We start from the raw sequence: 26,926 nt of genomic DNA, 5'->3' as shown, positions 1-26,926 counted from the left end.
TTATTAACTCATTAGTTGCGTGTTTTATCAACCAACTTACCCTTGGCAATCCAAGGCATCATTGAACGCAGTTTCTCACCTGTTTTTTCAATCTGATGAGCATCATTGCGTGCGCGGATAGCTTTGAAACCAACGCCACCAGACTGATTCTCCAGAATGAAGTTACGAACAAACGTACCATCCTGAATATCCGTCAGAACACGCTTCATTTCAGCTTTTGTTTCTGGCGTAATAATACGAGGCCCCGTTACGTATTCCCCATACTCAGCAGTATTGGAAATCGAATAGTTCATGTTGGAGATGCCGCCTTCATACAGAAGGTCAACAATCAACTTTAACTCGTGCAAGCACTCAAAATAAGCCATCTCTGGAGCATAACCGGCTTCAACCAGTGTCTCAAAGCCTGCACGAACCAACTCAACTGTACCACCACACAGAACAGCTTGCTCACCAAAGAGATCGGTCTCGACTTCTTCTTTAAATGTGGTCTCAATAATACCCGCGCGACCACCACCATTGGCAGAAGCGTATGAAAGAGCGATATCAAGCGCCTTACCTGATGCATTCTGCGCAACAGCAACAAGCGATGGAACCCCACCACCACGCTGATATTCAGAACGAACTGTGTGGCCAGGGCCTTTTGGAGCAATCAAGAACACATCCAAGTCAGGGCGTGCTTCAATAATCCGGAAATGAATAGCAAGTCCATGAGCAAACGCCAAAGCAGCGCCTTCTTTCATGTTCTTTTCCAAAGAGTCTTTGTAAAGGGCACCTTGGCCTTCATCTGGCGTTAGAACCATGACGACATCAGCCCAAGCTGCTGCTTCACCGGGTTCCATAACCTTAAACCCGGCAGCTTCTGCTTTTTTTACCGCAGTGGATGTTGGGCGCAGGCCAATAACAATGTCAGAAACACCACTATCTTTTAAGTTATTCGCGTGTGCATGGCCTTGGCTGCCATACCCAATAATGGCAACTTTCTTCCCTTTAATAAGGTTTAAATCAGCATCGCGATCATAATAAACCCGCATTAGACAGGCTCCTCATTCATATAAAAAGTTTTAGGTCCACGCCCAATGGCCGCAATACCTGTTCGTGAAACTTCGGCCAAGCCAAGAGGACGCATTAAATCAATAAAGGCATCTATCTTGGTTGGTGATCCTGTTAACTCAAAGACAAAGCTTTCTACCGTCATGTCAATGGGGCGAGCTCTAAAAGCTTCTGCTATACGCAACCCTTCAGTTCGATCTTCCCCGTGTGAGACGATCTTCACCAAGGCAAGCTCACGCCCAACATAAGGCCCCTCTTCGGTTAACCCACAGACAGCATGCACGGGGATCAAACGCTTAATCTGCGCCTTGATCTGCTGGATAACCATAGGGGTTCCAGATGTCAGAATAGTTATTCTTGAAAGTCCACGTTGTGCATCAATCAAAGCAACCGTTAAGCTTTCAATATTATAACCACGGCCAGAAAACAGCCCAACGACACGTGCTAAAGCGCCGCTTTCGTTCTCAATAAGAATTGAGATTACTGATTGTTGGATTGTTTCTGACATTAGACCAACATCTTCCCTTCTTCGGTTAAACCCGCTGCTGCCGTATCCTGATCAGGGCCAAGCAGAATTTGATTATGAGCCGCACCCGATGGAATCATAGGGTAGCAATTTTCATTTTCGGCTACACAAATATCCGCGATCACAGGCCCATCATGATCTAACATCGCATGAATAACGTTATCCAGCTCACCTACAGTCGTTGCGCGTAAGCCTGTTCCATGGAAGGCTTCAGCCAATTTCACAAAATCAGGCAAAGCCTCACTATAGGACTGAGAATAACGCGATCCATGCAGCAACTCCTGCCACTGCCGCACCATTCCCATATAGTGGTTATTCAGAATAAAAACTTTCACCGGCAAGCGATATTGCGCGATCGTTCCCAACTCTTGAATATTCATCAATGTTGAGGCTTCACCCGCAATATCAATCACCAAAGCATCTGGATGAGCGACCTGCGCCCCTACGGCAGCAGGCAGTCCATACCCCATTGTGCCTAAGCCACCGGAAGTCAGCCACCGGTTCGGCTTATCAAACTGAAAGTGCTGAGCGGCCCACATCTGATGCTGCCCTACTTCCGTTGAAACAAACGTATCGCGCCCACGCTCCTGCACCAACTCATACAGACGCTTGATAGCGTATTGCGGACGAATAACAGCCGAAGGCGTCATGTCTTGGGTAAACCCAAACCCATCGACACTGCGCCACGACGCAATTTGCTTCCACCACATTGTCAGGTCTGGTGCTGGGGTGTCCCCCCATGCCTCTAATAAGGCGGAAAGTGTCTCTCCAACATCGCCTTCCAAACGGACATCCACTGAAATGATCTTATCGATCTGACTCGGATCTATGTCTGCATGAACCTTAAAAGAATCAGGAGAAAATGCATCGACACGCCCTGTTACGCGATCATCAAACCGCGTTCCTAAAGCGATCAATAAATCACACCCATGCGTAGCCATATTGGCCTCCACAGAGCCATGCATCCCTAGCATTCCCAGAAACTGCGGGTCGGGAGATGGAAAAGCCCCTAACCCCATCAAAGTTGATGTCACGGGGAAGCCAGTCTTACGTGCAAGAGTACGCAAAAGCGTGGATGCTTCAGGACCTGAGTTAATTATTCCACCGCCTGTATAAAACAAAGGCTTTTTGGCGGATTTCATGGCCTCTATTGTACGTTTAATCCCCTCGGAAGAGGCTTTGCCTTTAAAACGAGAAGATTTTAAGCGTGATGCTGTAGCTGGTGTTAATGGTGCTGAACCAACCGTTATGTCTTTCGGCAAATCAACAAGAACTGGCCCCGGACGACCTGACTGCGCCACATAAAAAGCTTCTCGAATGATGGGGGCCAAAGACCCAGCATCACGCACAAGATAATTATGCTTTGTGGCTGGACGGGTTATGCCCGTTGTATCAGCCTCCTGAAAAGCATCATTTCCAATCAGCTTCGTTGGGACTTGCCCTGCCAGACAAACGACAGGAATCGAATCCAGCAATGCATCAACCAACCCGGTAACAGCATTGGTTGCTCCCGGCCCTGATGTCACAAGAACTACACCCGTTTTCCCTGTCGAGCGCGCATAAGCTTCTGCCGCATGCACAGCGGCCTGCTCATGCCGAACAAGGATATGGCGTATTCGTTCCTGCTTAAACAAAGCATCATAAATAGGGAGGACAGCACCACCTGGATAACCAAAAATGACTTCCACACCAAGTTCATCAAGAACACGCAAAAGCACCTCAGCGCCCGTTAGCACGTCTTTGCTCATTTTTGCGTCTCTTTCAGCAGAAGAAGTCACTTTATCCTCCAAAAGTATGGATCATGTGGTTTAAAGAGAGATATGATATGCGTCAACTCGTTGGGATATAAAATTTTTTATTTTTATATGTTCGCTTTCCAATTCTTTCTCAAAACCTACATATCTACGCAATGAAATCATAGCGTCTTGCCCTTTCCCCAGTTTGTGATGTCTAAACCACGTCGCTTGCCTGCGAGTATACCGGCCACTCATTAAAACAGCCGTTTTTTGAGCTTCCTCTAGCGAGATCCGCCCCTCTTCAGCCGCAATCAACTCTGGCACACCATGTGCACGCATAACCGGTAAAGAGGTAGGCAAATTTCTCTCTAAAAGTTTACGGACCTCCGCCTGTGCACCTTGAGCAAGCATATGAGAAAATCGCTTATCAATCGCCTCTCTCAACTCCTCACGAGGTGGGTCCAACTGTATCGATAGAAAACGACACGGAGCAGCGGGAATGCCTGGTTGAGAACGCCACCACGACAACCCCTTCCCGGTTCCTTTCCAGACCTCCCAAGCACGTGAAATACGCTGAGAATCGTTCTGTGTGAGGCGCTGAGCCGTTTCTGGGTCCACGCGCATTAAATCATCATAAAGAGCGGCAGAACCGTGCATTTTTACAAAAGACCGCGCTTCATTCCGCGCGTCCTCGCCCGGGTCAGGCACCTCTACCAGTCCATCTGTTAAGGCACGCAAATACATCCCTGTACCACCACACAAAATCGGTATGCGGTTATTCTTCCATGCCTGCTGCATTTCCGTTAAGGCTTGTTGCCTCCACCAAGCAACACTTCCAGCAATGGAAGCATCCAGCACACCATATAATGTATGCGGAACTTCTCTTTCATCCTCTTCACTCGGACGTGCTGTTAAAATACGAAGATCCTGATAAACTTGCATGGAATCAGCATTTATCACTGTTCCATTAAAGTTTTTTGCCAAATCAATTGCTAAAGCAGACTTGCCTGAGCACGTTGGGCCAGCCACAATCACCGCTACATTCGAAGTATTCATTTTTAGATTCTGCCATACGTGCAGAAGCATTGCGAGAGTTTATGTCCCTCCCTTCTGTTTTGACCCTGATTATCAACCGCAAGTCAGGATCTCTCCCCTCTGAAGCTATTGATATTGCACGGTCTCTCGTCAAAGGCAGTGCACCTGTCATTTTATCAGACGGAGAAGCTGTTGATATTCCATGCCCAACACCAGCGCCCGGCGCAGCAACTGAAACAACAATTCGAGCCGCTCTAGCTCCCTACAAAGTGGATGCTGTTCTTACCAAAACACGCGGCCGTCGCAAAGCTGTTCTCATTGCAGATATGGACAGCACAATTGTAACCAGCGAAACACTTGACGAAATTGCGGCTCTTCTTGGCTTTGGCGAAAAAGTGGCTGAAATTACACGCGCTTCCATGGCTGGGGAGCTTGATTTCGACGCATCTTTAAAGAAACGAGTTTCTCTTCTTAAAGGCCAGTCCTCTGCTGTGTTAGAGAGCGTCTGGAAAGACACAAAGCTTACTGACGGAGCACTGGAACTTGTCCGTACGATGCATAAAAACAATGCTCGTACAGCGTTAGTTTCTGGTGGTTTTACATGGTTTACAGAACGTGTTGCAAAGCTCTGCGGATTTGACGAACATTATGGTAATATTCTTGATATAAAAGATGGAAAAATAACCGGAGAGTTAGCCGGGCCTATTTTAGATCCAGATGCAAAATTAACATACCTCCAAACAATTACCCAAGAACGAGGCGTCCAGCTAAAAGCGGCTCTTACAACAGGTGATGGCGCTAACGACATTCCTATGCTCTCGCATGCAGGTTTAGGCATCGCTTTCCATGCCAAACCAAAAGTGAAACAGCTTATCTCACGTCAAGTAAACTTTGCCGATCTCCGCGCGCATCTTTTCATACAAGGATACAAAGCATCTGATTTCGTCGTAGATTAATTTAATACGAAAGTGGTGGGGAACGATCGAGAGAGGTGTGGCTTTTATCTTCTAACGGAAGTGTTGTTTTTAACGTGGTGTTGCACCCCATCACCATATTATCCACACTCACGCATGTGGGAGGAAGTAATATCCTCATCCCCCAATCGTTCCTGATCATTTGATCAAACATGAAACCCTGCAATAAAGTCTTATCCATATCTTTGGTTGAGTTCCCTTCCCCCATATCTTGTCTCTTGGGGAGAAGCCCATACTTCATATTATACGGCAAAGCTTTTGCTACAGGATTATTCTGAAGGCAAAGCACCCCCAGAACGATGAAAATATTTTTCTTTTTGAAAAGCATTCTATTTCCATTTTCTGATACAGCTTCCCGAAGACGTTTGTTTCACGTGAAACACTTAGTCGCTGCTGCGGTCCATTTTAATCAAAACATATAAATGAAAAATGAATCCTAGATGCTCGTGGAAATATTCCTTAAAAACGCTTTTTTTTAACTTTTATATGCCCTCCTAGTCGCTCCAGCGCAGCCCTTAACTCCTCATCTTCAATATGCGTCACTTCTACTTGAGCTGGCTTAGGTCTAAGCCGTTTAGTCTCTTCGACTATGCTCATATCTTGAACTATTTTTATCTTTGTTAGCGCACGCTCTCCTACCAGACCTGCTGTCGTATTAATCCGATCAATCATCTGCGGTGCCATATGCTGCAATTCCATCGCAACGGGACCTGAGCATCCAATTGTTAATGTCGTGCCCGTAATACGCTTAGGCTGTGTTTGCTGAGCCAATCGTGCCCCCACAAAATCAGTCCAGTCCATGGCCATTCTCACAAAAAGTGAGGATTTCCTTTTAAAAGCAGGCTCTGTAATTTCAGAGACGAAAACCCCTATTTGTTTTGTTCCACCCCTTTTGGGGATCCATGTTTTCTCAACGAAATTATCTTTGTTTTGATAAGAAGCCTTGCTTAACCTCTTTTCTTTCATCATATCAACTCCGGTGACACACAGTTCTTCTGATTTACTCCATTGGTATGATCAACACCGACGCTCTCTCCCTTGGCGCTTCCTGCCGGGAGAAAAGCCTGATCCCTACCATGTGTGGCTTAGCGAAATTATGCTCCAACAGACAACGGTCAAAACTGTTGAAGCTTACTATAAACGCTTTCTAAAAAAATATCCCTCCATACACGAACTTGCCGCAGCGCCTCTTGAAGATATTCTCCAACTTTGGGCAGGTTTAGGTTATTATGCCAGAGCCAGAAACCTTCATGCGTGTGCAAAAGTTGTTTCCGAATTGGGGAGTTTTCCTTCCTCTGTAACTGAACTCATCAAGCTCCCCGGAATCGGGAAATACACGGCAAATGCTATCGCCTCGATTGCTTTTGGTGTTCCTGTTGTTCCTGTTGATGGAAACGTTGAGCGCATTACATCACGGGTTTTTGCTATTACCGCCCCTCTTCCTCAATCACGCTCTCATATTGCCGAAAAAGCTTCCTCGCTTAATAATTCTGATCCTGCCAGAAAACACCCCTCTGATTTCTCTCAAGCGCTCTTTGACCTTGGTGCAACAATCTGCACCCCGAAAAATCCATCTTGCCTGATGTGTCCATGGCAATCCTCCTGCCAAGGGCACAAACAAGGAATTGCGGCCAGCCTTCCCAAGAAAACGGCAAAAAAGCCAAAACCTATCCGCTACGGTGTTTATTTTATTGCTCAAAGAGCAAACGATACTTTCTTATTAAGGCAGCGCCCTCCAAAAGGTCTGCTTGCATGTATGGATGAACCGCCTGGTACAGAGTGGCGTACAGAAACGTGGGAACAGACAGAAGCTTTAAAAAATGCTCCCTTCCTTTCCTCATGGACGTTTTCTGGAAAAATCACACATATATTTTCTCATTTTACTCTTTTAATCGATGTGTATGTGACAAACGTACCAGAAAGAAGTAACACTTTGATCGATCCTGTTTTTGGTGCGTTCCGACCTTTAGAGACAGCAGCTTTACCAGGTGTCATTCAAAAATGTTTCACTCTGGTTGGCGTGGATGTGGAAAAACAATGACAGATACAACAACAAAGCGCTTATGGTTTATGGACTGGCATGGTTGGGTTTTAGACCACAATCTAGCAAGAGACTTTTTCTCTCGACACCCATTCCAACCTGGCTCTTATCCCGGATTATCCATTATTGTTCCGTCTGACTTTACATTACCTACAGAAGTCACATTTAAAAAACAGATCTCCATGCCACGTGCTTTTCCTCTTTTAACAATGGGCGATGCTGGAGAAAATTTGGTTTTTTTCAAGAATGAAAAAACCAACACATATATGAGCAGCTCTCCTCATGAAAAAAGTCGTGAAATCACTTTAGACTCACCAAATTGCGCAGGATGGGAATATTTCTTACCTCTGTCCGAAAACCTTCTAAGAGGCATAAGCTCCTTGTTGGTTCCGTCCGCCTTAACCATAGTAGATTCAGCAAGCCAATCTGTTCTTTCTACATTGAAAATACATGACGGTTTTATAGGGCAGCTTTCTGAAACATCTTTTGCTCTTAATGAAAACCTAGAGGCCTTAGAAAAAATAGGATCCCTACCCGCTGGCTCCAGCACAGAAATCACATTTCTAAAACACCAGAGCCATGAACCTTGGATACTTAACATTTCGCGCCCATTAGCGTGATATCTCAATTTTTCATTAACATTTAAAAAGCTACTTCTCTTCTTTTTCCTCTTAATCAGAGAGGTAGATTTTCATCTTTTCCTTTTTCATTCTCATATCCTTTTTTTTACTTTTATGCCTTTGACAAACACCCCCAACACCCTTCACATAGAGCGCGTTACCCACTGGTCTTTTAAGACCAGTCTAAAAACGGAAATTGCCTGTTTTTGATTAGAAACATTTTAGTGTTGCGCATAATGTGACACCATTATCAGGTTCTATCGAATACATGGCCTCTGAGGTACTGAAATATGACTTTTACCGTTGGACATTATCTTGCCGAACGTCTAACGCAAATTGGACTGAAGCACCATTTTGCTGTTGCTGGTGATTATAACCTCATCCTCCTTGATCAACTTCTAGAGCATGGCGGCACAAAGCAGATTTATAGCTGCAACGAACTAAACTGTAGCTTTTCTGCAGAAGGTTATGCTCGTGAAAATGGTGCAGCTGCAGCGATTATCACCTTCAGTGTTGGTGCTATTTCTGCAATGAACGGCATCGGAGGAGCTTATGCAGAAAATCTTCCTGTCATTTTAATTTCTGGCGCTCCGAATACAAACGACTATGGCTCAGGCCATGTTCTGCATCATACCATTGGTACAACAAACTATAACTACCAAATGGAAATGGCAAAACAGATCACGGTTGCAGCCGAAAGCATTGTTTCAGCAGAAACAGCCCCTGCGCAAATTGATCACGTTATTCGTACCGCACTGCGCGAAAAAAAGCCTGCATACCTAGAAATTGCTTGTAACGTTGCGAACCTTCCTTGCGCACGTCCGGGCCCAGTTTCTTCTTTACTTTCTCACCCTATTCCAGACCAAGAAAGCTTAAACGCTGCTCTCAAAGAAAGTCTGAGCTTTTTAGAAAAACGCAATAAAGTCGTTATTCTAGTCGGCAGTAAGCTACGTGCTGCTGAAGCTTTAGAAGAAACTGTGGCGCTCGCTGACAAGCTTGGTTGCGCTGTTACAGTCATGGCTGCGTCAAAAAGCTTCTTCCCAGAGACACACCCTGGCTTCCGTGGAGTATATTGGGGCGAAGTCAGCAGCCCAGGTGCTCAAAAGCTCGTTGAAGAAGCTGATGGTGTTATTACTCTTGCACCCGTTTGGAACGACTATTCTTCTGTTGGCTGGCGTAACCTGATCCAAGGCAACAATGTTCTTGAGGTTAACCCTGACCGCGTAACAGTAAATGATCGTACGTTCGAGGGCTTCCGCCTCAAAGAGTTCGTAAAAGCCCTTACAGAACGTGCACCAAGCAAACCAGCATCTCTTACAGAGAACTATAAGCCAGTTACATTACCAAAAGCTGACCCAGCAGCTCCATTAACCAACGACGAAATGACACGTCAGATCAATGATCTGGTTGATGAGAAAACCACGCTCTTCGCAGAAACGGGTGACTCTTGGTTCAATGCTGCACGCATGAACCTACCAAAAGGCGCTAAAGTTGAAAGCGAAATGCAGTGGGGTCATATCGGTTGGAGCGTGCCATCCATCGTCGGTAACGCCCTTGCTGCTCCAGAGCGCCGTCATGTTGTTATGGTCGGTGATGGTTCATTCCAGCTTACGGCACAAGAAGTTGCACAGATGGTTCGTTATGAACTGCCTGTCATCATCTTCCTTGTAAACAACTACGGCTACGTCATCGAAATCAAAATCCATGACGGGCCTTACAACTATATCCAAAACTGGGATTACGCCGGGCTTGTTCAAAACTTCAATGGTGGCGTTGGCGGCGAAGGCGGCGGACATGGTCTTGGCCTTAAAGCAACAACAGGCGCTGAGCTTGCAGAAGCTATTGAAAAAGCCAAAAAGAACACCCGTGGGCCAACATTGATTGAGTGCAAACTCGATCGTGAAGATTGCACAGAAGCCCTTGTCGAATGGGGCAAACGTGTTGCTGCAACCAACTCACGCAAACCAAAAGTAAACTAAGTCCTATTTGTAGACCTCCCCTTTTATGGGGGAGGTCTACAAATTTTCTATAAAAGCTGGGCCAACTTCATAAATAAGAATGTTACGGCCATAAAAACAAAGCACACAACACCAGCTTCTACCGTACCCCACTGGCCATTTGCCAAAAACATTCCCCCCGTATTCATTCCGAAGAATCCAGTTACAAATGTTGCTGGCAACATCAATGTTGTTCCAACAGACACGATATAAAGCCGTCTATTCGTTTCTTCTGCCTGATTAGATGATAATTCATCTTGGAGCGAACGAGAGCGGTCCTGAAGAGCGATCAAATCATCCAATGCTGCATGCACTTGCCGCTCAGCACGGTCTCGAAGCTCATCCTCAGCCCAAACAGGAAGGTCCAGATCTTCCTCATGAAAGACGCGGTCTATCGGCATAACCACTCGCCGCAACTCAGTCACTCGGCGTCGAACCTTGCCCACAATACCACCCAGATGCCCTAAGTCCGAACGGCGTTCAATTAACAACAACACATCCTCAGCCCGATCCAATTCATCATCGAGCTGCCCAAGCTGACGTCTAACCACTCCTGTAAACTCTCTTAGCGCACGATCAATAACCCCCGCCGGGGTTCTTGGCGTTTGATCCGGTTTTAACGAGCGATATACAGTTCCTAATACAGGCACAGGGTTTCTACGTGTTGTTATCAACAAATCAGGCCGCATAACAAAACGCCATGCCCTAATTTCCCGGTCTTCCTCTGACAAAGCATCATCAAATGCTGGCAAAGACCCCCAAACCAGATTGCCCTGCGCTTCTAATGCGATCCCATATTCTGTTTCTGCCAGAATACCACACACATCTTCAGGAAGCCTTGGAAGATGAGCCACCAAAGACCGGGCCGAGCTATGTATCGTATCAAAGTGCAGCCAAAACCATCCTTCATTGGCATGCAGAGCGCCCTTTTCAAGGAATTCTTCTACTTCGGCGGCTTCTAATGAACGCAACTCCTGCCCGGGAACAGCATGCACGGCCCACACCAGCCCATTAGCAAAGGACGGTTTATCTGAATCCTTATGAGCAGGATCAATCACCGTGAATGGAAATGTATAATTTGGATTGTCGGACACGGTATCCTCCTGGCTTCTCAGGGGAGTTTCTGAACCGGATACATTGGGTAACAGGTATCAACAAAATGAACGTGTGGTTCTCTTACACGGTATAATTACCAACGCAATACAACAACCATAACTATATTTCATTTTTTAGAAATTAATTTAATGTTTTAAACGATTAAAGAGAATTTTCTCTCCTCATCCAAACGCCTGTCACTTTATAAAACAACTTAATCCTCACTCTTGCTCTTTGCTTGAGCGCCTCAAACCTCTATATCTTGCCTCACTCAATATATGGGCAATAAGGGCCAATTCATGTCATTTCAAGATTATAAAGTCCGTGATATTTCTCTCGCAGACTGGGGACGTAAAGAAATTTCCATCGCTGAAGGCGAAATGCCAGGCCTTATGGCTCTTCGCGAAGAATATAAAGAACGTCAACCTCTTAAAGGCGCACGCATCGCTGGCTGTCTACACATGACCATCCAGACGGCTGTTCTGATTGAAACATTAATCGCACTTGGTGCAACAGTTCGTTGGTCTTCTTGCAATATTTTCTCCACGCAAGACCATGCAGCTGCTGCCATTGCAGCCGCTAATATTCCTGTCTTCGCTTGGAAAGGCCTCACAGAGGACGAATTTAATTGGTGCATTGAACAGACCATTAAAGGCCCAGATGGCTGGACCCCAAATATGATCCTTGATGATGGTGGGGATCTGACGGTTATGATGCACGACAAGTTCCCAGAACTTCTTGAGCACGTCAAAGGCTTGTCTGAAGAGACAACAACAGGCGTTCATCGCCTATGGGCCATGCAGAAAGACGGCTCACTCAAAGTGCCTGCCATTAACGTGAATGATAGCGTCACAAAATCAAAGTTTGATAACCTTTATGGTTGCCGTGAAAGCCTTGTTGATGCCATCCGTCGCGGTACGGATGTAATGATGGCTGGTAAAGTTGCTGTTGTTGCTGGATATGGTGACGTAGGAAAAGGCTCTGCTGCTTCTCTACGCAGTGCTGGTTGCCGCGTTCTTGTGACTGAAGTCGATCCAATCTGTGCTCTTCAAGCGGCTATGGAAGGCTATGAAGTTGTCACGATGGATGAAGCAGCACCTCGTGGTGATATCTTCGTAACATGCACAGGTAACGTCGATATCATTACCATTGACCACATGCGCAAAATGAAAGACCGCGCAATCGTATGTAATATCGGTCACTTTGATAGCGAAATTCAGGTCGAAGCGTTAAGAAACTACCGCTGGAACAACATTAAGCCTCAAGTTGATGAAATTGAACTTGCGGCGGACCGTCGTATCATCCTTCTTTCAGAAGGCCGTCTGGTTAACCTTGGCAATGCAACAGGACACCCATCCTTTGTGATGTCTGCATCCTTTACCAACCAGACACTGGCGCAAATTGAGCTCTGGAATGCAAAGCCAGGCCAATATGAAATCAAGGTCTATACTCTTCCAAAAGCACTGGACGAGAAAGTGGCTGCTCTTCACCTTGCAAAGGTTGGAGCAAAACTTTCAACAATGTCACAGAAACAAGCAGACTACATCGGCGTTCCTGTTAAAGGTCCGTTCAAACACGAAGAATATCGTTACTGATCGGAATACATCATGGATGGAGAATTTTCGTTCTCCATCTTTATCGTATTTTAAACATCAGGAGACTTCTTATGGGTCTTTTTAGTTCAATTATGTCCAAGATTTTTGGTAGTGCACAAGCTGCAACACCAGCATCTGACAGCCCGGCACAAGCCCCAACTTCTTCTGATGCTGGTTCAGCGCCAGCACAAGCTCCAGTTGACGTTGATGCTGTTTTAGCTGAAATGGCATCAAAAGCAGGCCAACCTCTCAACTATCAAACATCGATTGTTGACCTATTGAAGCTTCTTGGTTTGGATAGTTCTCTTACAGCTCGTAAAGAACTCGCTCAAGAACTTCACTATACAGGTAATACAGAAGATTCAGCAGCGATGAACGTATGGCTTATTAAACAAGTCTATGCTGAACTAGAAAAAAATGGTGGTAAGATCCCAGCCGGCTGGGCTCACTAATTTCCATAATAGCTGGGTGCCTCGTGCTCCCAGCTATTCTTATTATTTTATTTTTTATAAAACAAGCCCTCGTTAGGACTAGACTTTAAAACCATTGTGTCGTTAACCCTAAAGGTATGTCTCAAACCACTGCCGTTCAACGAATTTATAGCAAGCTTGGTCGCCTTCTTACTGGCAAAGTTGCAGCAGGGATTATTGGGATTATTCATCTTGGTATTTCGACAAGAACTCTAGGTCCAGATAAATTTGGCGTCCTCATTCTTGTAAGTGGCTTTACGACAATGATTGGCGGAATTGCAGAATTCCCATCATGGCATGCCATTTTAAGATATGGCTCGGATGCTCTTGCAAACAATAATCAAGACCGCCTTCTCCGCCTCCTCCGCTTCACAACTTTCATCGAAGCCATTGGAGGTGTAATTGCTGTTTTATCCGTTGGTTTACTAGGGACATTTTTAGGTAAATCTCTTGGATGGTCGCAAGATGCTATTAATTTTGCCATACCATTCGGGTTTGCAGCACTTGCCTCTATACGATCTGTTCCAACCGCTTATCTCCAACTCTATGACCGCTACGATCTGATTGCTTTTCACGCAACACTACAACCCATTGTTCGTACGATAGGAGCAGTTTTAGCCGCAACCACGGGAGCAGGTTTGCGCGGGTTCCTCTGGGCATGGCTTGCTGCTGCTCTTGTAGAGTGGAGTTCCATGTGGCTGATGGCTCTTTTTGAGCTTCATAAACATATCGGAATCAAACGTATATGGGGCCCTACACGCGGAGTTCTAAAAGAAAATGAGCGTCTTTTTGCTTTTATGCTCGGCGCCAATGCAGATACAACTTTTGGTGATTTAGCCGACCGCCTTGTCCCTCAAGTTATTGGTTGGTGGAGTGGTTCAACAACGGTTGCCCTTTTCAACTTAGCCCAAAGAGCAACTGTTTTCATTGCACAGCCAGCAGAGCTCTTCGGTCGAACCGCCTATGCCGAGTTTGCACAAATTGTAACAACTGGAGATACACCTCTCCTTAAAAGAACATTATTTCGCGCGATTGGCATCGCTATTGGGGCCAGCATCCCTCTTGTTCTACTGGCAGCCTTTATTGGCAAACCAATTGCGTCTCTCTTAGGTGGCCATAAATTCAATGCTGCCGCTCCACTAATGCTGTGGCTTATTCTCGCACAAGTTATTCTGCTTATTGTGCCCCCAACCAGTGCAGCTCTTGTTGCTCTAGGATCGCCTGGGCTGTCTCTCAGCGCCAATATATCGTGCCGCCTGCTACTGCTGCCCTTATTACCTCTATGCCTCACATGGATTGGCCTCCAAGGTATTGGTCTCTACTCCATCACCGCAGCGACAACAACCGCCCTAGCGTTAGTCTTACTCCTCTTTTGGAAAATTAAATCCGTTTCACATACTGCAGTTCTAGTTGATCCATAATCACCTGTATTCTTGTCAAAAAACTTTCTTTTGAAAAACGTTTCAAAACAAATAAACGCGCTTGAGAACCCATCCTGTGCATGTCTATAGGACGCCGTGCCAACTCTTCTATCCGTATGGCTATTCCTTTATAGTCCCCATGCTGCACGTGATAGCCTGTTTTTCCATCCAGAACGCTATAGACCAACTCCCCAACAAGGGTTGAAAGAACAGGCACGCCAGCCACCATCGCTTCGTGTGCGGCAATACACATCCCTTCCATTCTTGAATGGCTGCACATAGACATGCAGACTAGCCAAAAACTGAGATGGATCCTCAAGGTGGCCAACTAACTCCAACTGATTTTCTATTCCGAGCTCAACAGCAAGTTTTTGTAATGCTTCCTTATCAGGCCCAGCGCCAGCAATTATCAAAACACTCTTTTTATAAAGATCAGGAGCAATATTACGTAAATGTGCATACGCACGTAACAAAGTGGGATAATCTTTATGGTAATGTAATCGCCCTAAGCTACCAATCCGCAATGGTGTTTGCCCATCCCAAAGTTGAGATTGAGGCCAATCAGAGTGCGCAATAAATATAGGCCACTCAATAATTCGAGAAGGCTTAACCTTCATCCGTGCTTTCAAATACTGAGAAACACTCGCTGAATCTGAAATCCAATAATGACTAAGCCTCTGCAAAAAAGGCATAGCCCATTCTTTGTATCTCTTTGTGAAGGCACTATGTTGCCAGCTAATTACAGGTATCTTTAACAGCTTCCCTATAATCTGCCCATCAAGCGTCGCCTTTGGCAAAGATGTCCATATCAAGTCAGGCTTTTTTGCTTTCACATACGAAAGCAGATTTAAAACTCTTTTCCATCTATTCGTATTAGGCTGCCCTAAAACCTTATAGGCTATTCCAGCAGCATCCAGGCGAGAACAAGCCATTCCATCACCGAGTGTGCACCCTACAACACTTACCTGATGGCCACACCCCTGCAAGGCTTTAACAATATCAGGGATAGCAAACTCCGCTCCGCCCCCTTCAAAACTGCTTACAATATAAACTATATGCATATGTTATAATCTCTAAATATCTTTTATCTACATACTTAAAAATATAGCCCTGCTTATTACCAAGCAGAGCTATATTCTTTCACTTACATTAATTTCTTATGGTAATGGCCTTTTATTAGCGATTGGATCTATTTTAGGCTCTGTTAAAGGGCCTGAATCTATCACAACAACTAAATCACCCGCGATTGGTGTCGGCTGTCGATCTTTCGGTAAAAGGGCCGAAAAGCGACGATCATAGCTGGCGGCTTGCTCATACAGAACGTCAATTAAGCCGTAATGATCCATAAAATGATTCATTGTCGCAGGAATACGAATACATCCTTCTGATGCGGGATGCCCTAATCTTCCTTCCAAGAATTGGGGATCGGTTGCATGAATTTCCAAACGAATCTGGCCTGTTTCATGCTTCGGCAACCAGCCTTTCATAGCTGTTTGCCATCCCATATCCCACACTCGAGAACCTTTAGCCCCTATCCCACGAATACCGTACTTATTTTTAGTGCCTTCAGCCCGATAACCTAAACGGTCAATCGTATTCTGAAAAACACCCGTAGGTGTTATATAATAATATTTCCTACCGGTAGACCCAGTCGATACAGGTGTTCCCCCAAGAGAAACCCATGTCGCATCCGGTAAAGCCAACACATAATCAAGATGCTGAACACGCTCGTTCCTATCCACAACCATAACAAGTTGTGGTCTTGAAATTGTAATGTTAGCACTTTTGATTTCTTCTTGTGCCAAATTAATAAACTTCTCGCGCCTCTCTGGGGTATATTTTGTAAATCGTTTAATCGATTTTACCATCAAGCTTTGAAGCCGAATTGCTTCTTTCTTCGCATCTGCTTCTTTTAGATCGGGTAACGGCGGTATATTCACCGGAGGTGTTACAGGTTGCGTATCCGTTGGAATATTCACAGCAGGAGGTGGCGGAGATACAGCCGTTGAAGCATCTGCTGGTGTTTCATGTGAAACAACAGGCTCCGTTTGCTGAGCGTGAGCACACGCTGTTAACGACAAAGCACCAAGGCTAAGAAGAGTTGTCGAAAGCAACGCCTTAGATGAATAACTTTTGCCATATAGAAACTGCATAAATTAACTACCTCGGTTCAAAGCTTTACTATGAACGCGAGGATACATATTACCGTTTCTCAGCGTTCAGCTAATAGTTAACGATTAAACGTTATACTCTTACCCTACCAATCAAAGATCCAATAGCAACCTGCGAGGGTCTTCGACCAACTGCTTTATACGCACTAAAAAGCTAACAGCTTCCCGTCCATCCACAATTCGATGATCGTAAGAAAGGGCAACATACATCATCGGTCTTATAACAATCTGTCCATCTTTAACAACAGGACGGTCTTGAATAGCATGCATGCCCAAAATACCGGATTGGGGAGTGTTTAAAATCGGGGTCGAAAGCAACGATCCAAAAATACCCCCATTCGTAATTGAGAATGTTCCGTGAGATAATTCCTCAAGCTTCAATGCTCCAGCTTTTGCACGTTTGCCATAATCGGCTATGCGACGCTCAAGCTCAGCAAAACTCATCTGGTCTGCATCATGAAGGACGGGAACGACTAGCCCTCTTTCTGTTCCCACGGCAATTCCTAAATTTACAAAATCTCTTTGTATAATTTCATCACCATCTATTTGAGAGTTTAAAGCAGGATAATCCCTCAAAGCTCCAATGACAGCTCGTGCAAAAAAAGACATGAACCCTAATCGGGCACCGCCATGTTTTTTTTCAAACTCTTCCTTATATTCTGCTCGCAACTGCTTAGCAGCAGACATATCGATTTCATTAAATGTTGTAAGGATCGCCGCTGTATTTTGTGCTGCCTTTAGATTACGTGCAATCGTTTGCCTTAAACGCGACATAGGGACACGTTTTTCACGCACGTCACTTCCCCGCGTGAGGCTCGTCATTTTTTTTGCAGAAGCAAAAAGAATGTCTTTATCATCTTCGCGCTCTACTGCTTTTTGAGGTTGAGGAGCTGCTATCTCCTCATCTTCTTTCTTCTCTTTTTTTGGTGTGGCTTGATCTGGTTCGGAGGACTGCGGTTCTTCGTGTTGAAGCTCCTCGGAAGGTTCCGGCGCTTGAGCGGTTTCATCAACCTCTCCCAGCACACCTCCTATTTCAACTTCAGTGCCCTCTGGTAAACACTTTCCCAATTGCCCTGCTGAGGGGGCCACAACCTCAACACTTACCTTATCCGTCTCTAACTCAAGGATCGTTTCATTATGTTGAACATAATCACCCTCATGCTTCAACCAACGAGCGACAGTTGCGGTCGTTAAACTTTCACCAAGCGCAGGAACCCGAATATCGACCGCCATGACCTCTCCTCTAAACTTCAACAAACTATTTCCCAAGATATGGGGGGCTTCATATCAACTAATCAACTCATTACCTATGTCTTAACTCTATATTGTAGAATTATCGGAAAGAGAAGAAAACACGATGCCCTCCTCTATATCACCTCCATTTATGGAATCGAACCATATCTCCACACGCACGCGAAAGATTCTTGAAACACGATCTTTAACACCTGAACCACTACACTCGCGGAATCTTTCATCTCTTGCTTTTTCTGTTCTTTCCTCAATTATTCCGGCTCTCCTTCCACAAGAAAATATTTTAAAAAATGATCTCGTTGAGTTAGCAGCACAGATTGATCAAGCACTCTCTGGCTCACGAGATGGGTGGCGCTTTGCTGAACTTCCATCTGACATAGAAGCATGGGAGCAGGCCTTATTAACCCTAGAAGACATAAGCCTCTCCAATTATAAAAAAAACACTGCATCCCTTTCTATTAACGAAATACACTCTCTTTTTGATAAGCTCTATGCAGGTACAATCGGTGTTGTCGCGCCTCACCGTTTTAATGCTCAGCAAATGCAAAAATGGTATAGTGACTTCAGAGCCGAAACTCTTGAGTGCTTCCTTTCTCACGCTCACGTCCAAGACGCTCTAGGAATATCGTCTTCTCTCACGGGAGGTGATGATGTTTTTCAGGGGTTTGTGTCTGTGACACCCAACACGCGTGAAGCCTTTGAACCCGTTTCTCCACAAAGCCCTCTCCCAAAAAAGAATTCTTCTTTATGAAAACTTATTCCAATCAAGATGTGGTTGATGTCGTTGTTATTGGTAGTGGCGCAGGAGGTGCTCCCCTTGCCGCAAAACTCGCACAGCACGGTAAGACTGTTGTTGTTCTGGAAGCTGGTCCTCTTTTCTCTGCCTCCAACCATACGCCTGACGAAATCGCAGCACGTGAACTCTACTGGCTAAATGAACGTCTTTCAGGCGGCGAAAACCCACAAGCCTTTGGCGGGAATAACAGTGGCACAGGTATTGGTGGGTCTTTGCTGCATTACGGTGCTTTCATGCCTCGGATAGATCCAAGAGATTTCTTCCTTCACCGTGAAACCGGAAAAGGTGTGGATTGGCCTTTTGGGATGGAAACGCTTCTCCCCTATATCGAACAGGTTGAACATTTCATTGGTGTATCCGGCCCCTCTCATTATCCGTGGGACGAACAGCGTCGTTACGCTTATCCACCTCCTCCCGCCAATTCAGCTGCTTTGAAAATGAGAGAAGGATGTGATGCGCTGGGCCTTCGCCATGCTGATGGCCCAGCGGCCCTTATTACCAAGACCATTCAACAACCTCATTTTGGCACAAGGAATGCGTGCGTTAATTGTGGCGCTTGCCATCAAGGATGTCGAAACAGCGCTAAATCAGGTGCAGATAATACATGGCTCCCTTACGCCGTAGCCCATGAAGCAGAACTCCGTCCAAATTGTTTTGTGCATACAATTGAACGTGACACGCAAGGGCGTGTGAGTAGCGTCGTTTATCGCAAAGACGGAAAGGATTATCGTCAAAATTGCGCACATCTTGTCCTATCAGCAGGAGCCGTCGAGACACCTCGCTTGCTTTTACATAACGATATTGCCAATAGCTCCGGCCAAGTTGGTAAAAACTATATGACCCATGTTTCCACGCAGGTATGGGGCGTTTTTGATGATGATATGAGACCGAACCGTGGCTACCCGTCTCTAACCATTACAGAAGATATGGTCCGCCCTAAGGATGCTGACTTTGTAGGCGGTTACCTTATTCAATCTTTGGGGGCTATGCCCATAACATGGGCCACCAACCTCGCACGAGGCACAAATCAAAAAGGAAACGAACTGGCTAAAACGCTTCTCAATTACAATCGTAGTGCCGGAATTGGTATTAACGGAGAATGCCTTCCTAGCGCCAAAAACCGCGTTACACTCTCAGAAGAAAAAGATACCTTTGGAATTCCCAAACCGTTGATTGAACACTCTTATGGCCCCAATGAACACGCCATGCATAATCATGCAGCCAAATTACTTTCTCACATTTGGCAATCCGCAGGAGCTCAAGAAATCCGTGTCGTTGATCGAGCGGCTCATATGAGCGGTACCTGCCGCATGGGGGCAGATGGATCCCAAAATGTTGTTGATCCCTATGGCAAGAGTTTTGACATTGATAATTTGTGGATCAGCGATCATTCAACCTTCCCCAGCGCAACAGCAGCCAACCCTGCGTTAACAATCATGGCTCTGTCCTTAAGAACAGCAGATGCCATTCTGAAAGGTTGACGTATATCAAAATGACGGTTAGCCGCCATTTCACTTGACATATTGCGCATCCATGTCTAACCAGTGCAACCATTAGCTACCACCTCAGCTAATACAATCTTCCTAACCGGATGTTGTCTGTCTGTTGTGTTTTTAAGTCATTCAAATGGCTTTTACGCACCAAAATCTTTTTATTAGATTAGACCATACCTTTTAGACAGACACACATCCTTCCCTTTTCAGCTCTGCCTCATAGGCAATATTAAAGCGCGACTTTCATGCATCTCGCCGAATTGAAAAAGAAATCTCCCGCTGATCTTCTTGCTTATGCTGAAGAACTGGAGATTGAGAATGTTTCGTCCATGCGCAAGCAGGACATTATGTTCGCCATTCTTAAAACTCTCGCAGACCGCGATCAGGCCATTTATGGCGAGGGAACTCTCGAAATCCTTCCTGATGGATTTGGTTTTTTACGAAGCCCCGAAGCGAATTACCTTCCTGGTCCAGATGATATTTATATCTCTCCCACACAGGTTCGCCGGTTTGGATTACGTCCAGGTGATACCGTAGAAGGTCAAATTCGTGCTCCTCGCGATGGAGAACGTTATTTTTCTCTTTTAAAAGTTAATTCTATTAATTTTGAAGACCCTGAAGTCGTCAAAACACGTATTAATTTTGACAACCTAACCCCTCTTTACCCTGAACGTCGCCTCAAAATGGAGGTTGAACAAGCAGAACAACCTGCTGAGCCAAAAGGAAAAGGCAAGAAAGACCAACGCGACTTTACATCTCGTGTTATCGACCTTGTAACACCTGTTGGTATGGGACAGCGTGCTCTTATCGTAGCTCCTCCCCGCACGGGTAAAACGGTAATGCTGCAAAGCATCGCAGCATCCATTTCTGCCAATCACCCAGATGTTTTTCTGATCGTTCTTCTCATTGATGAGCGCCCAGAAGAAGTTACGGATATGGCTCGTTCCGTACGTGGTGAAGTTGTTTCTTCAACCTTTGATGAGCCAGCAACACGCCACGTTCAAGTCACGGAAATGGTGCTTGAAAAAGCGAAGCGTCTCGTTGAACATAAACGCGATGTTGTCATCCTGCTTGACTCCATCACACGTCTGGCCCGTGCCTATAACACGGTTGTTCCATCATCTGGAAAAGTTTTAACAGGTGGTGTGGATGCCAACGCTCTTCAACGCCCAAAACGCTTCTTTGGTGCCGCTCGTAATATTGAAGAGGGTGGCTCACTCACCATTATAGCGACAGCGTTGATCGATACGGGCTCTCGCATGGATGAAGTGATCTTTGAAGAGTTCAAAGGTACAGGTAACGCGGAACTTATCCTTGACCGGAAGCTCTCCGATAAGCGTACCTTCCCTGCAATTGACATCACCAAGTCTGGTACACGAAAAGAAGAACTTCTTGTTGACCGTGCAGAACTATCAAAAATGTGGGTTCTCCGCCGTATTCTTGCTCCAATGGGTCCAATGGATGCGATGGATTTCTTATTGGATAAGCTCAAATACAGCAAATCCAACCAAGATTTCTTTGAAGCAATGAATAACTAGAGCACCGTGAGGGAGGGTAACCTCCCTCTTTTTTATTCTTTATCGCCTCTTTCAAGAGTCAATAAATATTGCTTATCAACAATCCCGTTTAATCCAGAATATCCTCCCAACCCTTGCTTCCCAACAACACGATGGCAGGGAATTAATATCGGGATAGGATTAGCACCAACAGCTCCTCCAACAGAACGAGCAGACCCACCAACTTGCTTTGCAATCTCTTGATATGTTCGCGTCTCCCCATAAGGGATCTTCAAAAGAGCGTCCCAAATTTTCTCTCTATAGGGTGTTCCAAAAGGGGCAAAGAGTAACTGCGAAAAATCAACTTCCTTACCATCAAAATATTTTTCCAGAACATCCCGTACCGCTATCAAAAGCGGTGTCTCTTCCTGATCACGCCCCCACCCCCAGTCCAGGGCAACAATCTTTCCATCTTCTTCGCTAACAGTTAAAGCCCCAAGTGGGGAATGGAATGATAATTGGGGCATCGAAGTTTAGCCTTATATTTTCTTAAATTACTCTATAATAATCCTAGCATATATCTGCTTTCACCTCCTCAAGATTCTTTCAAATCTCATCCTGTAAATAAAAGACACATGATCACAGCATCTTCATCTCAAACTATCTTCGCTCTTGCTACGGGAGCAGGCCGGGCAGCAATTGCTATTATCCGTGTAAGTGGCGCCGAAAGTGGGCAAATTCTTAAAACTCTTATTCGCGGATCACTCACCCCAAAACGCGCAAGTTTAAAAAAAATAATCCATCACGATGAAGTTCTTGATCATGCTGTTGTTTTATGGCTCCCTGGCCCCAATTCCTATACAGGCGAGGATGGATTTGAACTTCATCTTCATGCAGGCCCCGCTATCATTGCGCGTGTTGCGGATGCCTTAACAGACTTGGGCGCTCGTCCTGCAGAACCAGGAGAGTTCACCAAACGTGCTGTTCAAAAAGGACGCATGGACCTTATACAAGCCGAAGCCATTGCAGATTTAGTTGATTCTGAAACAGAAAGTCAGCGCAAACAAGCTCTCGAACAAGCCAATGGCGCCCTCAGCAATTTATACAATAGTTGGGCAGAACGTTTGCGTTTAGTTTTAGCAAACCAAGAAGCTTTAATTGATTTCCCTGACGAAGATTTACCTCCAGAAGTTGAAGATGCCCTCCGTGCTGAGATTGATGCGTTACATCATGAAATGTCTGAACATCTTACGGATCAACGCGGAGAACTCATGCGGCAAGGTTTAACTGTCGTCATTGCAGGCTCTCCCAATGTCGGAAAATCAAGCCTTTTGAACTCTCTTTCTGGTTACGATGCTGCTATTGTTACGCATCGTGCAGGAACAACGCGCGATGCTATTGCTGTCGATTGGGTGTTAGAGGGTGTTCGTGTACGCCTCATTGATACCGCCGGCCTACGTGAAACAGAAGATGAAATCGAGGCTGAAGGAATTCGTCGTGCGTTGTTTCACGTGAAACAAGCCGATATTGTTCTCCATCTCATTGGACCGGATGAAGAACTAACCTCCCTATCCAGCGAAGAAGTAGCGATCAGAACAAAAATCGATCTTTCACCTGCCCCTGAAAATATGTTAGGCATCAGCACAGAAACAGGCCTCGGTTTAAAAGAGTTACGTAATCTCCTCAAAGAAAAAATCTCCTCTCTTATGGCAGGATCCGGCACCCCTCCTCTTACCCGCGCCCGACACCGTGCTGGTATCCAAGAATCAGTGGTCCATTTAGAACGTGCTCAAAAAGCCACTTGGCCAGAACTACGAGGCGAAGAACTGCGTTTATCTATGCATGCTTTAGGTCGCCTAACAGGTCATGTTGATGTTGAATCTTTGCTCGATGCTATTTTCGGGCAGTTTTGTATCGGGAAATAAACTTTGATCGATTTTGATGTCATTGTCATCGGGGGCGGCCATGCCGGGGCAGAAGCAGCTGCGGCCTCCGCACGCTTTGGAGCAAAAACATTATTACTCACACATAAACTCGATACCATCGGAGTTATGTCCTGTAATCCTGCCATCGGGGGGATTGGAAAAGGGCATTTAGTGCGTGAGATTGATGCCTTAGATGGACTAATGGGGAAAGCTGCGGATCAAGCAGGAATTCACTTTAAGCTTCTTAATCGATCTAAAGGCCCAGCTGTTCATGGTCCCCGTTGCCAAGCCGATCGGTCTTTATATAAAGCAGCAATACAAAACCTTCTTGCCGAAACCAAAAACCTTACGATTAAAGCCGGCGCTGCGGGTGATCTCATTGAAGAAGATGGGCGCGTGTGTGGTGTTATTTGCGAAGATGGTCAAACATTCCGATCAGGTGCTGTTGTCTTAACGACAGGTACGTTCCTGCGAGGAGTTATCCATTTTGGTCATCAACAAGAGAAAGCCGGACGGATAGGAGATCAACCGTCTACAAAACTCGGGGAACGTCTTGAAGCACGTCATCTTCAAATGGGTCGCCTCAAAACAGGAACGCCACCGCGATTAGCAAAAGACAGTCTCGATTGGGAAAATCTTCCTGAAGACCGTGGGGATACACATCCTGAACCCTTCAGCCCTTTGACCGCAAATATCCAAAACAAACAAATATCGTGTCGTGTTACGCATACCACCGAAGAAACACATCACATCATCAACGATAATCTCCATCTTTCTGCCATGTATGGTGGATCTATCGCTGGGCGCGGCCCACGCTACTGCCCTTCAATTGAAGATAAAATTGTAAGGTTTGCAGACCGAAAATCTCACCAGATTTTCTTGGAGCCAGAAGCTCTTCCGGGAAATCCAGGAAGTGATTTAATTTACCCTAACGGCATTAGCACAAGCTTACCTCTCGACGTTCAAAAAGCCATGATTGCTTCTATGCCGGGCTTAGAACATGCACGTATTGTTACAGCTGGCTATGCTGTAGAATATGATTATGTTGATCCAAGAGAGCTACTCCCCTCTTTAGAACTCCGCAAATTACCCGGTCTTTATCTTGCCGGGCAAATAAACGGAACAACAGGATACGAAGAAGCTGGTGCACAAGGTTTAGTCGCAGGATTAAATGCTGCTCGATCTACTGCAGGCAATGCACCTCTTATTCTTGATAGAAGTGAGGCTTATATTGGCGTCATGATTGATGACCTCACTCTGCATGGTATTAGTGAGCCTTACCGCATGTTTACCTCCCGAGCAGAGTACCGCCTCAGTCTGCGCGCAGATAATGGTGATTTACGTTTAACGCCGAAAGGCATTGATGCAGGATGTGTTCTTTCAGAGCGGGCAACTTCATTCAATCTGCTAAAAGCTGAAATTGATGCTGCCCTTGATCGCTCGGCTACAACAACATTTCTTCCACAAAAACTTCGGGATGTTGGGTTCGAAGTTTCTCTCGATGGGCGCAGACGCAGTATTATGGACGTTCTGGCCAGCAATGGAGATCACTCACAAATCAGCGCGTTAGCGCCTTGGTTTGGAGAGCTTCCTCTGCGTGTTCGACGTCATGTTGAGACAGAAGCACGATATGGCGGCTATTTAAACCGTCAAAACAGAGAGATTAAACAACTCGCCTCTGAAACGGCGATTACAATCCCTGCCAATTTGGACTATGCCTCCATTGGAGGTCTAAGCAGTGAAATGCGCGAGCGTCTAGCTCAAGCAAAGCCACCAAGCTTTGCTGCAGCTCAGCGTGTACGTGGTGTCACACCGGCCGCGCTAGTTGCCTTACTTGCACACGTGAGAACCTTATGATGAAATCTGTTTCACGTGAAACACAGGAAAAGCTAGAAATTTTTTCTACACTTATCCAAGAGTGGAACACTAAAATCAATTTGATTAGTCCAAAAGATATGGAGCATCTATGGACTCGTCATATTGAAGACAGTTTCCAACTTTCTGATCTTATTCCAGAGGGTGCAACAATAACAGACTTAGGTTCTGGCGGTGGTTTCCCGGGGCTTATTCTTGCTATAGCGACAAAAAACCCGGTAACATTGGTTGAATCAGATCAACGTAAATGCGCTTTCCTGCGTGAAGCTGCGCGTCTTTGTGAAGTGAAAGTAACCGTTGTCCCAAAAAGAATCGAAACTGCCTCTCTTCCTGAAGCTGATATTATTACAGCGCGCGCCCTAGCCCCTCTCGATAAGCTTCTTTTCTGGGCAGAGCCTCTAGTGAAAAAAAATGGATTTTGTTTGTTTTTAAAGGGGGTAAAGGCACAAGATGAGTTGACCGACGCCAGAAATAACTGGCACATGACATCTACAATTCTTCCTAGCCGCACAGGCTCTGGTGGTTCCATTATTAAGGTTAGTGATTTTACGCGTGTCGTCTAATACTGCTCCCCTCTCCACTACACGAATTATTGCAATCACAAACCAAAAGGGTGGCGTTGGAAAAACGACAACTACCATTAATCTTGCTGCTGCGCTGGCCCTAAAACAACGTGTTCTTCTTGTTGATTTAGATCCTCAAGGAAATGCATCCACAGGCCTTGGTATTGAATATGATCAGCGTAATATTGGTACATATACCGCTTTAATGCAGGAAGCTGAACCTCAATCTCTCGCGACTGAGACAGAGTTTGATAATTTATCCATCATCACTGCTAATAATGAATTAGCTGGTGCTGAACTGGAAATGATTACAGACGAACGAAGAGAGTACCGTCTAAGAGACGCTCTTCGAGCATTAGAGGGCGAATACGATATTATTCTAATCGACTGCCCTCCGAGCCTTGGCCTATTGACCTTAAACGCTCTCGTTGCCGCAGATAGCGTTCTCGTTCCTCTGCAATGTGAATTCTTTGCTCTCGAAGGCATCAGCCAACTCGTTAAAACGATTGACCGGGTTCGACGCGCTTTTAATGCAGACCTTCATCTCGAAGGAATTGTCTTGACTATGTATGATAGGCGGAACAATCTTTCAGAACTTGTTGCTCAAGATGCTCGTGGCTTTTTTGGTGATCAGGTCTTCAGTACTCTTATCCCTAGAAATATCCGGATTTCTGAGGCTCAAAGCCATGGTAGTCCTGTTTTAAACTATGATCCACGATCTACTGGAGCAACAGCCTATATTGCTCTTGCAGAAGAACTCACCAAAAGAAACATAGAAAAATCAAAAGGTTAGCAG

26 protein-coding genes are annotated in these 26,926 nt (G+C 45.5%); 14 read left to right on the top strand and 12 right to left on the bottom strand.

Going from position 1 to position 26,926, the window contains the following annotated elements; genetic code table 11:
• Positions 1-11: 11 nt before the first annotated feature.
• The 4 genes from ilvC to miaA are packed head-to-tail and all read right to left on the bottom strand — an operon-like array spanning position 12 to position 4,368.
• Positions 12-1,031 (bottom strand): ketol-acid reductoisomerase, encoded by a 1,020-nt coding sequence (gene ilvC / locus E3D00_RS04620; RefSeq protein ID WP_141460370.1) that lies wholly within the window; start codon positions 1,029-1,031, stop codon positions 12-14.
• A complete protein-coding gene (gene ilvN, locus E3D00_RS04615) occupies positions 1,031-1,558 on the bottom strand; it encodes an acetolactate synthase small subunit (RefSeq protein ID WP_141460368.1) in 528 nt (175 codons plus the stop codon). The genes ilvC and ilvN overlap by 1 nt, the downstream gene beginning before the upstream one ends.
• On the bottom strand, positions 1,558-3,324 hold the full coding sequence (gene ilvB, locus E3D00_RS04610) for a biosynthetic-type acetolactate synthase large subunit (protein WP_141462373.1): 1,767 nt from the start codon (positions 3,322-3,324) through the stop codon (positions 1,558-1,560). Before ilvB ends, ilvN begins: the two co-directional genes overlap by 1 nt.
• Before the next feature lie 60 nt (positions 3,325-3,384).
• Complete coding sequence (gene miaA / locus E3D00_RS04605; RefSeq protein ID WP_141460366.1) at positions 3,385-4,368, bottom strand: tRNA (adenosine(37)-N6)-dimethylallyltransferase MiaA; 984 nt, start codon at positions 4,366-4,368, stop codon at positions 3,385-3,387.
• Positions 4,369-4,409: 41 nt separating this feature from the next.
• Between miaA and serB the strand changes: the two genes are divergently transcribed.
• Entirely contained in the window at positions 4,410-5,303 is an 894-nt protein-coding gene (gene serB / locus E3D00_RS04600) for a phosphoserine phosphatase SerB (RefSeq protein WP_141460364.1), read from the top strand.
• A gap of 1 nt (position 5,304) precedes the next feature.
• Here serB and E3D00_RS04595 read toward each other — a convergent pair whose 3' ends face one another.
• Positions 5,305-5,649, bottom strand: a complete 345-nt coding sequence (locus E3D00_RS04595) for a hypothetical protein (protein ID WP_141460362.1) — start codon at positions 5,647-5,649, stop codon at positions 5,305-5,307.
• Between the two features lie 131 nt (positions 5,650-5,780).
• The gene (locus E3D00_RS04590) at positions 5,781-6,290 is read right to left on the bottom strand and encodes a DUF721 domain-containing protein (protein WP_141460360.1); all 510 of its coding nucleotides are present in this window, start codon (positions 6,288-6,290) and stop codon (positions 5,781-5,783) included.
• A 10-nt stretch (positions 6,291-6,300) separates the two neighbouring features.
• Here E3D00_RS04590 and E3D00_RS04585 point away from each other — a divergent pair, with 10 nt between their 5' ends.
• The 3 genes from E3D00_RS04585 (at position 6,301) to E3D00_RS04575 (ending at position 9,961) form a co-directional block, all read left to right on the top strand.
• The gene (locus tag E3D00_RS04585; RefSeq protein ID WP_141460358.1) at positions 6,301-7,362 is read left to right on the top strand and encodes an A/G-specific adenine glycosylase; all 1,062 of its coding nucleotides are present in this window, start codon (positions 6,301-6,303) and stop codon (positions 7,360-7,362) included.
• The gene (locus E3D00_RS04580) at positions 7,359-7,982 is read left to right on the top strand and encodes a hypothetical protein (RefSeq protein ID WP_141460356.1); all 624 of its coding nucleotides are present in this window, start codon (positions 7,359-7,361) and stop codon (positions 7,980-7,982) included. The genes E3D00_RS04585 and E3D00_RS04580 overlap by 4 nt, the downstream gene beginning before the upstream one ends.
• Positions 7,983-8,272: 290 nt before the next feature.
• Positions 8,273-9,961: an alpha-keto acid decarboxylase family protein gene (locus E3D00_RS04575; RefSeq protein WP_141460354.1), complete on the top strand. Its 1,689-nt coding sequence runs from the start codon at positions 8,273-8,275 to the stop codon at positions 9,959-9,961.
• A 47-nt stretch (positions 9,962-10,008) separates the two neighbouring features.
• Here E3D00_RS04575 and E3D00_RS04570 read toward each other — a convergent pair whose 3' ends face one another.
• A complete protein-coding gene (locus E3D00_RS04570) occupies positions 10,009-11,073 on the bottom strand; it encodes a transporter (protein ID WP_141460352.1) in 1,065 nt (354 codons plus the stop codon).
• 300 nt (positions 11,074-11,373) lie between these two features.
• Here E3D00_RS04570 and ahcY point away from each other — a divergent pair, with 300 nt between their 5' ends.
• The 3 genes from ahcY (at position 11,374) to E3D00_RS04555 (ending at position 14,560) form a co-directional block, all read left to right on the top strand.
• The gene (ahcY, locus tag E3D00_RS04565; protein ID WP_141460350.1) at positions 11,374-12,669 is read left to right on the top strand and encodes an adenosylhomocysteinase; all 1,296 of its coding nucleotides are present in this window, start codon (positions 11,374-11,376) and stop codon (positions 12,667-12,669) included.
• 71 nt (positions 12,670-12,740) lie between these two features.
• Entirely contained in the window at positions 12,741-13,121 is a 381-nt protein-coding gene (locus E3D00_RS04560; protein WP_141460348.1) for a DUF3597 domain-containing protein, read from the top strand.
• Between the two features lie 116 nt (positions 13,122-13,237).
• On the top strand, positions 13,238-14,560 hold the full coding sequence (locus tag E3D00_RS04555; protein ID WP_141460346.1) for a lipopolysaccharide biosynthesis protein: 1,323 nt from the start codon (positions 13,238-13,240) through the stop codon (positions 14,558-14,560).
• Here the strand turns inward: E3D00_RS04555 and E3D00_RS10710 are convergent.
• The 4 genes from E3D00_RS10710 to sucB all read right to left on the bottom strand — a co-directional run bounded on the left by E3D00_RS10710 (position 14,520) and on the right by sucB (position 17,964).
• Positions 14,520-14,789, bottom strand: a complete 270-nt coding sequence (locus E3D00_RS10710) for a glycosyltransferase (protein ID WP_408909363.1) — start codon at positions 14,787-14,789, stop codon at positions 14,520-14,522. The two genes, E3D00_RS04555 and E3D00_RS10710, sit on opposite strands and share 41 nt — an antisense overlap.
• The gene (locus E3D00_RS04545; RefSeq protein ID WP_141460342.1) at positions 14,737-15,621 is read right to left on the bottom strand and encodes a glycosyltransferase; all 885 of its coding nucleotides are present in this window, start codon (positions 15,619-15,621) and stop codon (positions 14,737-14,739) included. Before E3D00_RS04545 ends, E3D00_RS10710 begins: the two co-directional genes overlap by 53 nt.
• A 96-nt stretch (positions 15,622-15,717) precedes the next feature.
• Positions 15,718-16,713 carry a L,D-transpeptidase gene (locus tag E3D00_RS04540; RefSeq protein WP_141460340.1) on the bottom strand — a complete coding sequence of 332 codons (996 nt, stop codon included), beginning with the start codon at positions 16,711-16,713 and terminating at the stop codon, positions 15,718-15,720.
• Between the two features lie 111 nt (positions 16,714-16,824).
• Positions 16,825-17,964, bottom strand: coding sequence for a dihydrolipoyllysine-residue succinyltransferase (gene sucB, locus E3D00_RS04535; RefSeq protein WP_141460338.1), 1,140 nt, complete (start codon positions 17,962-17,964; stop codon positions 16,825-16,827).
• 124 nt (positions 17,965-18,088) lie between these two features.
• Here sucB and E3D00_RS04530 point away from each other — a divergent pair, with 124 nt between their 5' ends.
• From E3D00_RS04530 to rho, 3 genes are all read left to right on the top strand, one after another.
• Positions 18,089-18,733 (top strand): gluconate 2-dehydrogenase subunit 3 family protein, encoded by a 645-nt coding sequence (locus E3D00_RS04530; protein ID WP_141460336.1) that lies wholly within the window; start codon positions 18,089-18,091, stop codon positions 18,731-18,733.
• Positions 18,730-20,259 carry a GMC family oxidoreductase gene (locus tag E3D00_RS04525; protein ID WP_141460334.1) on the top strand — a complete coding sequence of 510 codons (1,530 nt, stop codon included), beginning with the start codon at positions 18,730-18,732 and terminating at the stop codon, positions 20,257-20,259. The genes E3D00_RS04530 and E3D00_RS04525 overlap by 4 nt, the downstream gene beginning before the upstream one ends.
• Before the next feature lie 257 nt (positions 20,260-20,516).
• Positions 20,517-21,809, top strand: a complete 1,293-nt coding sequence (gene rho, locus E3D00_RS04520; protein ID WP_141460332.1) for a transcription termination factor Rho — start codon at positions 20,517-20,519, stop codon at positions 21,807-21,809.
• A gap of 32 nt (positions 21,810-21,841) precedes the next feature.
• Here the strand turns inward: rho and E3D00_RS04515 are convergent, their stop codons facing one another.
• Positions 21,842-22,294 (bottom strand): methylated-DNA--[protein]-cysteine S-methyltransferase, encoded by a 453-nt coding sequence (locus tag E3D00_RS04515; RefSeq protein ID WP_141460330.1) that lies wholly within the window; start codon positions 22,292-22,294, stop codon positions 21,842-21,844.
• A 108-nt stretch (positions 22,295-22,402) separates the two neighbouring features.
• Between E3D00_RS04515 and mnmE the strand changes: the two genes are divergently transcribed.
• From mnmE to E3D00_RS04495, 4 genes are read left to right on the top strand one after another with little or no spacing between them, the layout of a single operon-like run.
• Entirely contained in the window at positions 22,403-23,692 is a 1,290-nt protein-coding gene (mnmE, locus tag E3D00_RS04510; RefSeq protein ID WP_141460329.1) for a tRNA uridine-5-carboxymethylaminomethyl(34) synthesis GTPase MnmE, read from the top strand.
• A gap of 3 nt (positions 23,693-23,695) precedes the next feature.
• A complete protein-coding gene (gene mnmG / locus E3D00_RS04505) occupies positions 23,696-25,549 on the top strand; it encodes a tRNA uridine-5-carboxymethylaminomethyl(34) synthesis enzyme MnmG (RefSeq protein WP_141460327.1) in 1,854 nt (617 codons plus the stop codon).
• Complete coding sequence (gene rsmG / locus E3D00_RS04500) at positions 25,549-26,130, top strand: 16S rRNA (guanine(527)-N(7))-methyltransferase RsmG (RefSeq protein WP_141462372.1); 582 nt, start codon at positions 25,549-25,551, stop codon at positions 26,128-26,130. The genes mnmG and rsmG overlap by 1 nt, the downstream gene beginning before the upstream one ends.
• Positions 26,120-26,923, top strand: a complete 804-nt coding sequence (locus E3D00_RS04495) for a ParA family protein (protein WP_141460325.1) — start codon at positions 26,120-26,122, stop codon at positions 26,921-26,923. The genes rsmG and E3D00_RS04495 overlap by 11 nt, the downstream gene beginning before the upstream one ends.
• Positions 26,924-26,926: the final 3 nt, after the last annotated feature.

The sequence above is a fragment of the Swingsia samuiensis genome (genome assembly GCF_006542355.1).
In the GTDB taxonomy this organism is placed as follows: Bacteria; Pseudomonadota; Alphaproteobacteria; order Acetobacterales; family Acetobacteraceae; genus Gluconobacter; species Gluconobacter samuiensis.
This window is presented reverse-complemented; position numbering and strand designations above follow the sequence as displayed.

What these genes read in the sequence shown, in the direction of transcription:
- sucB (WP_141460338.1), bottom strand. Translation starts at nt 17,964, where the DNA reads ATGGCGGTCGATATTCGGGTTCCTGCGCTTGGTGAAAGTTTAACGACC.
- E3D00_RS04595 (WP_141460362.1), bottom strand. Translation starts at nt 5,649, where the DNA reads ATGCTTTTCAAAAAGAAAAATATTTTCATCGTTCTGGGGGTGCTTTGC.
- miaA (WP_141460366.1), bottom strand. Translation starts at nt 4,368, where the DNA reads ATGAATACTTCGAATGTAGCGGTGATTGTGGCTGGCCCAACGTGCTCA.
- ilvN (WP_141460368.1), bottom strand. Translation starts at nt 1,558, where the DNA reads ATGTCAGAAACAATCCAACAATCAGTAATCTCAATTCTTATTGAGAAC.
- E3D00_RS04590 (WP_141460360.1), bottom strand. Translation starts at nt 6,290, where the DNA reads ATGATGAAAGAAAAGAGGTTAAGCAAGGCTTCTTATCAAAACAAAGAT.
- rsmG (WP_141462372.1), top strand. Translation starts at nt 25,549, where the DNA reads ATGAAATCTGTTTCACGTGAAACACAGGAAAAGCTAGAAATTTTTTCT.
- E3D00_RS04530 (WP_141460336.1), top strand. Translation starts at nt 18,089, where the DNA reads ATGCCCTCCTCTATATCACCTCCATTTATGGAATCGAACCATATCTCC.
- E3D00_RS04515 (WP_141460330.1), bottom strand. Translation starts at nt 22,294, where the DNA reads ATGCCCCAATTATCATTCCATTCCCCACTTGGGGCTTTAACTGTTAGC.
- E3D00_RS04560 (WP_141460348.1), top strand. Translation starts at nt 12,741, where the DNA reads ATGGGTCTTTTTAGTTCAATTATGTCCAAGATTTTTGGTAGTGCACAA.
- ilvB (WP_141462373.1), bottom strand. Translation starts at nt 3,324, where the DNA reads ATGAGCAAAGACGTGCTAACGGGCGCTGAGGTGCTTTTGCGTGTTCTT.
- ahcY (WP_141460350.1), top strand. Translation starts at nt 11,374, where the DNA reads ATGTCATTTCAAGATTATAAAGTCCGTGATATTTCTCTCGCAGACTGG.
- E3D00_RS04580 (WP_141460356.1), top strand. Translation starts at nt 7,359, where the DNA reads ATGACAGATACAACAACAAAGCGCTTATGGTTTATGGACTGGCATGGT.
- E3D00_RS04525 (WP_141460334.1), top strand. Translation starts at nt 18,730, where the DNA reads ATGAAAACTTATTCCAATCAAGATGTGGTTGATGTCGTTGTTATTGGT.
- E3D00_RS04575 (WP_141460354.1), top strand. Translation starts at nt 8,273, where the DNA reads ATGACTTTTACCGTTGGACATTATCTTGCCGAACGTCTAACGCAAATT.
- E3D00_RS04540 (WP_141460340.1), bottom strand. Translation starts at nt 16,713, where the DNA reads ATGCAGTTTCTATATGGCAAAAGTTATTCATCTAAGGCGTTGCTTTCG.
- E3D00_RS04545 (WP_141460342.1), bottom strand. Translation starts at nt 15,621, where the DNA reads ATGCATATAGTTTATATTGTAAGCAGTTTTGAAGGGGGCGGAGCGGAG.
- ilvC (WP_141460370.1), bottom strand. Translation starts at nt 1,031, where the DNA reads ATGCGGGTTTATTATGATCGCGATGCTGATTTAAACCTTATTAAAGGG.
- E3D00_RS04555 (WP_141460346.1), top strand. Translation starts at nt 13,238, where the DNA reads ATGTCTCAAACCACTGCCGTTCAACGAATTTATAGCAAGCTTGGTCGC.
- serB (WP_141460364.1), top strand. Translation starts at nt 4,410, where the DNA reads ATGTCCCTCCCTTCTGTTTTGACCCTGATTATCAACCGCAAGTCAGGA.
- rho (WP_141460332.1), top strand. Translation starts at nt 20,517, where the DNA reads ATGCATCTCGCCGAATTGAAAAAGAAATCTCCCGCTGATCTTCTTGCT.
- mnmE (WP_141460329.1), top strand. Translation starts at nt 22,403, where the DNA reads ATGATCACAGCATCTTCATCTCAAACTATCTTCGCTCTTGCTACGGGA.
- E3D00_RS10710 (WP_408909363.1), bottom strand. Translation starts at nt 14,789, where the DNA reads ATGGTGGCTGGCGTGCCTGTTCTTTCAACCCTTGTTGGGGAGTTGGTC.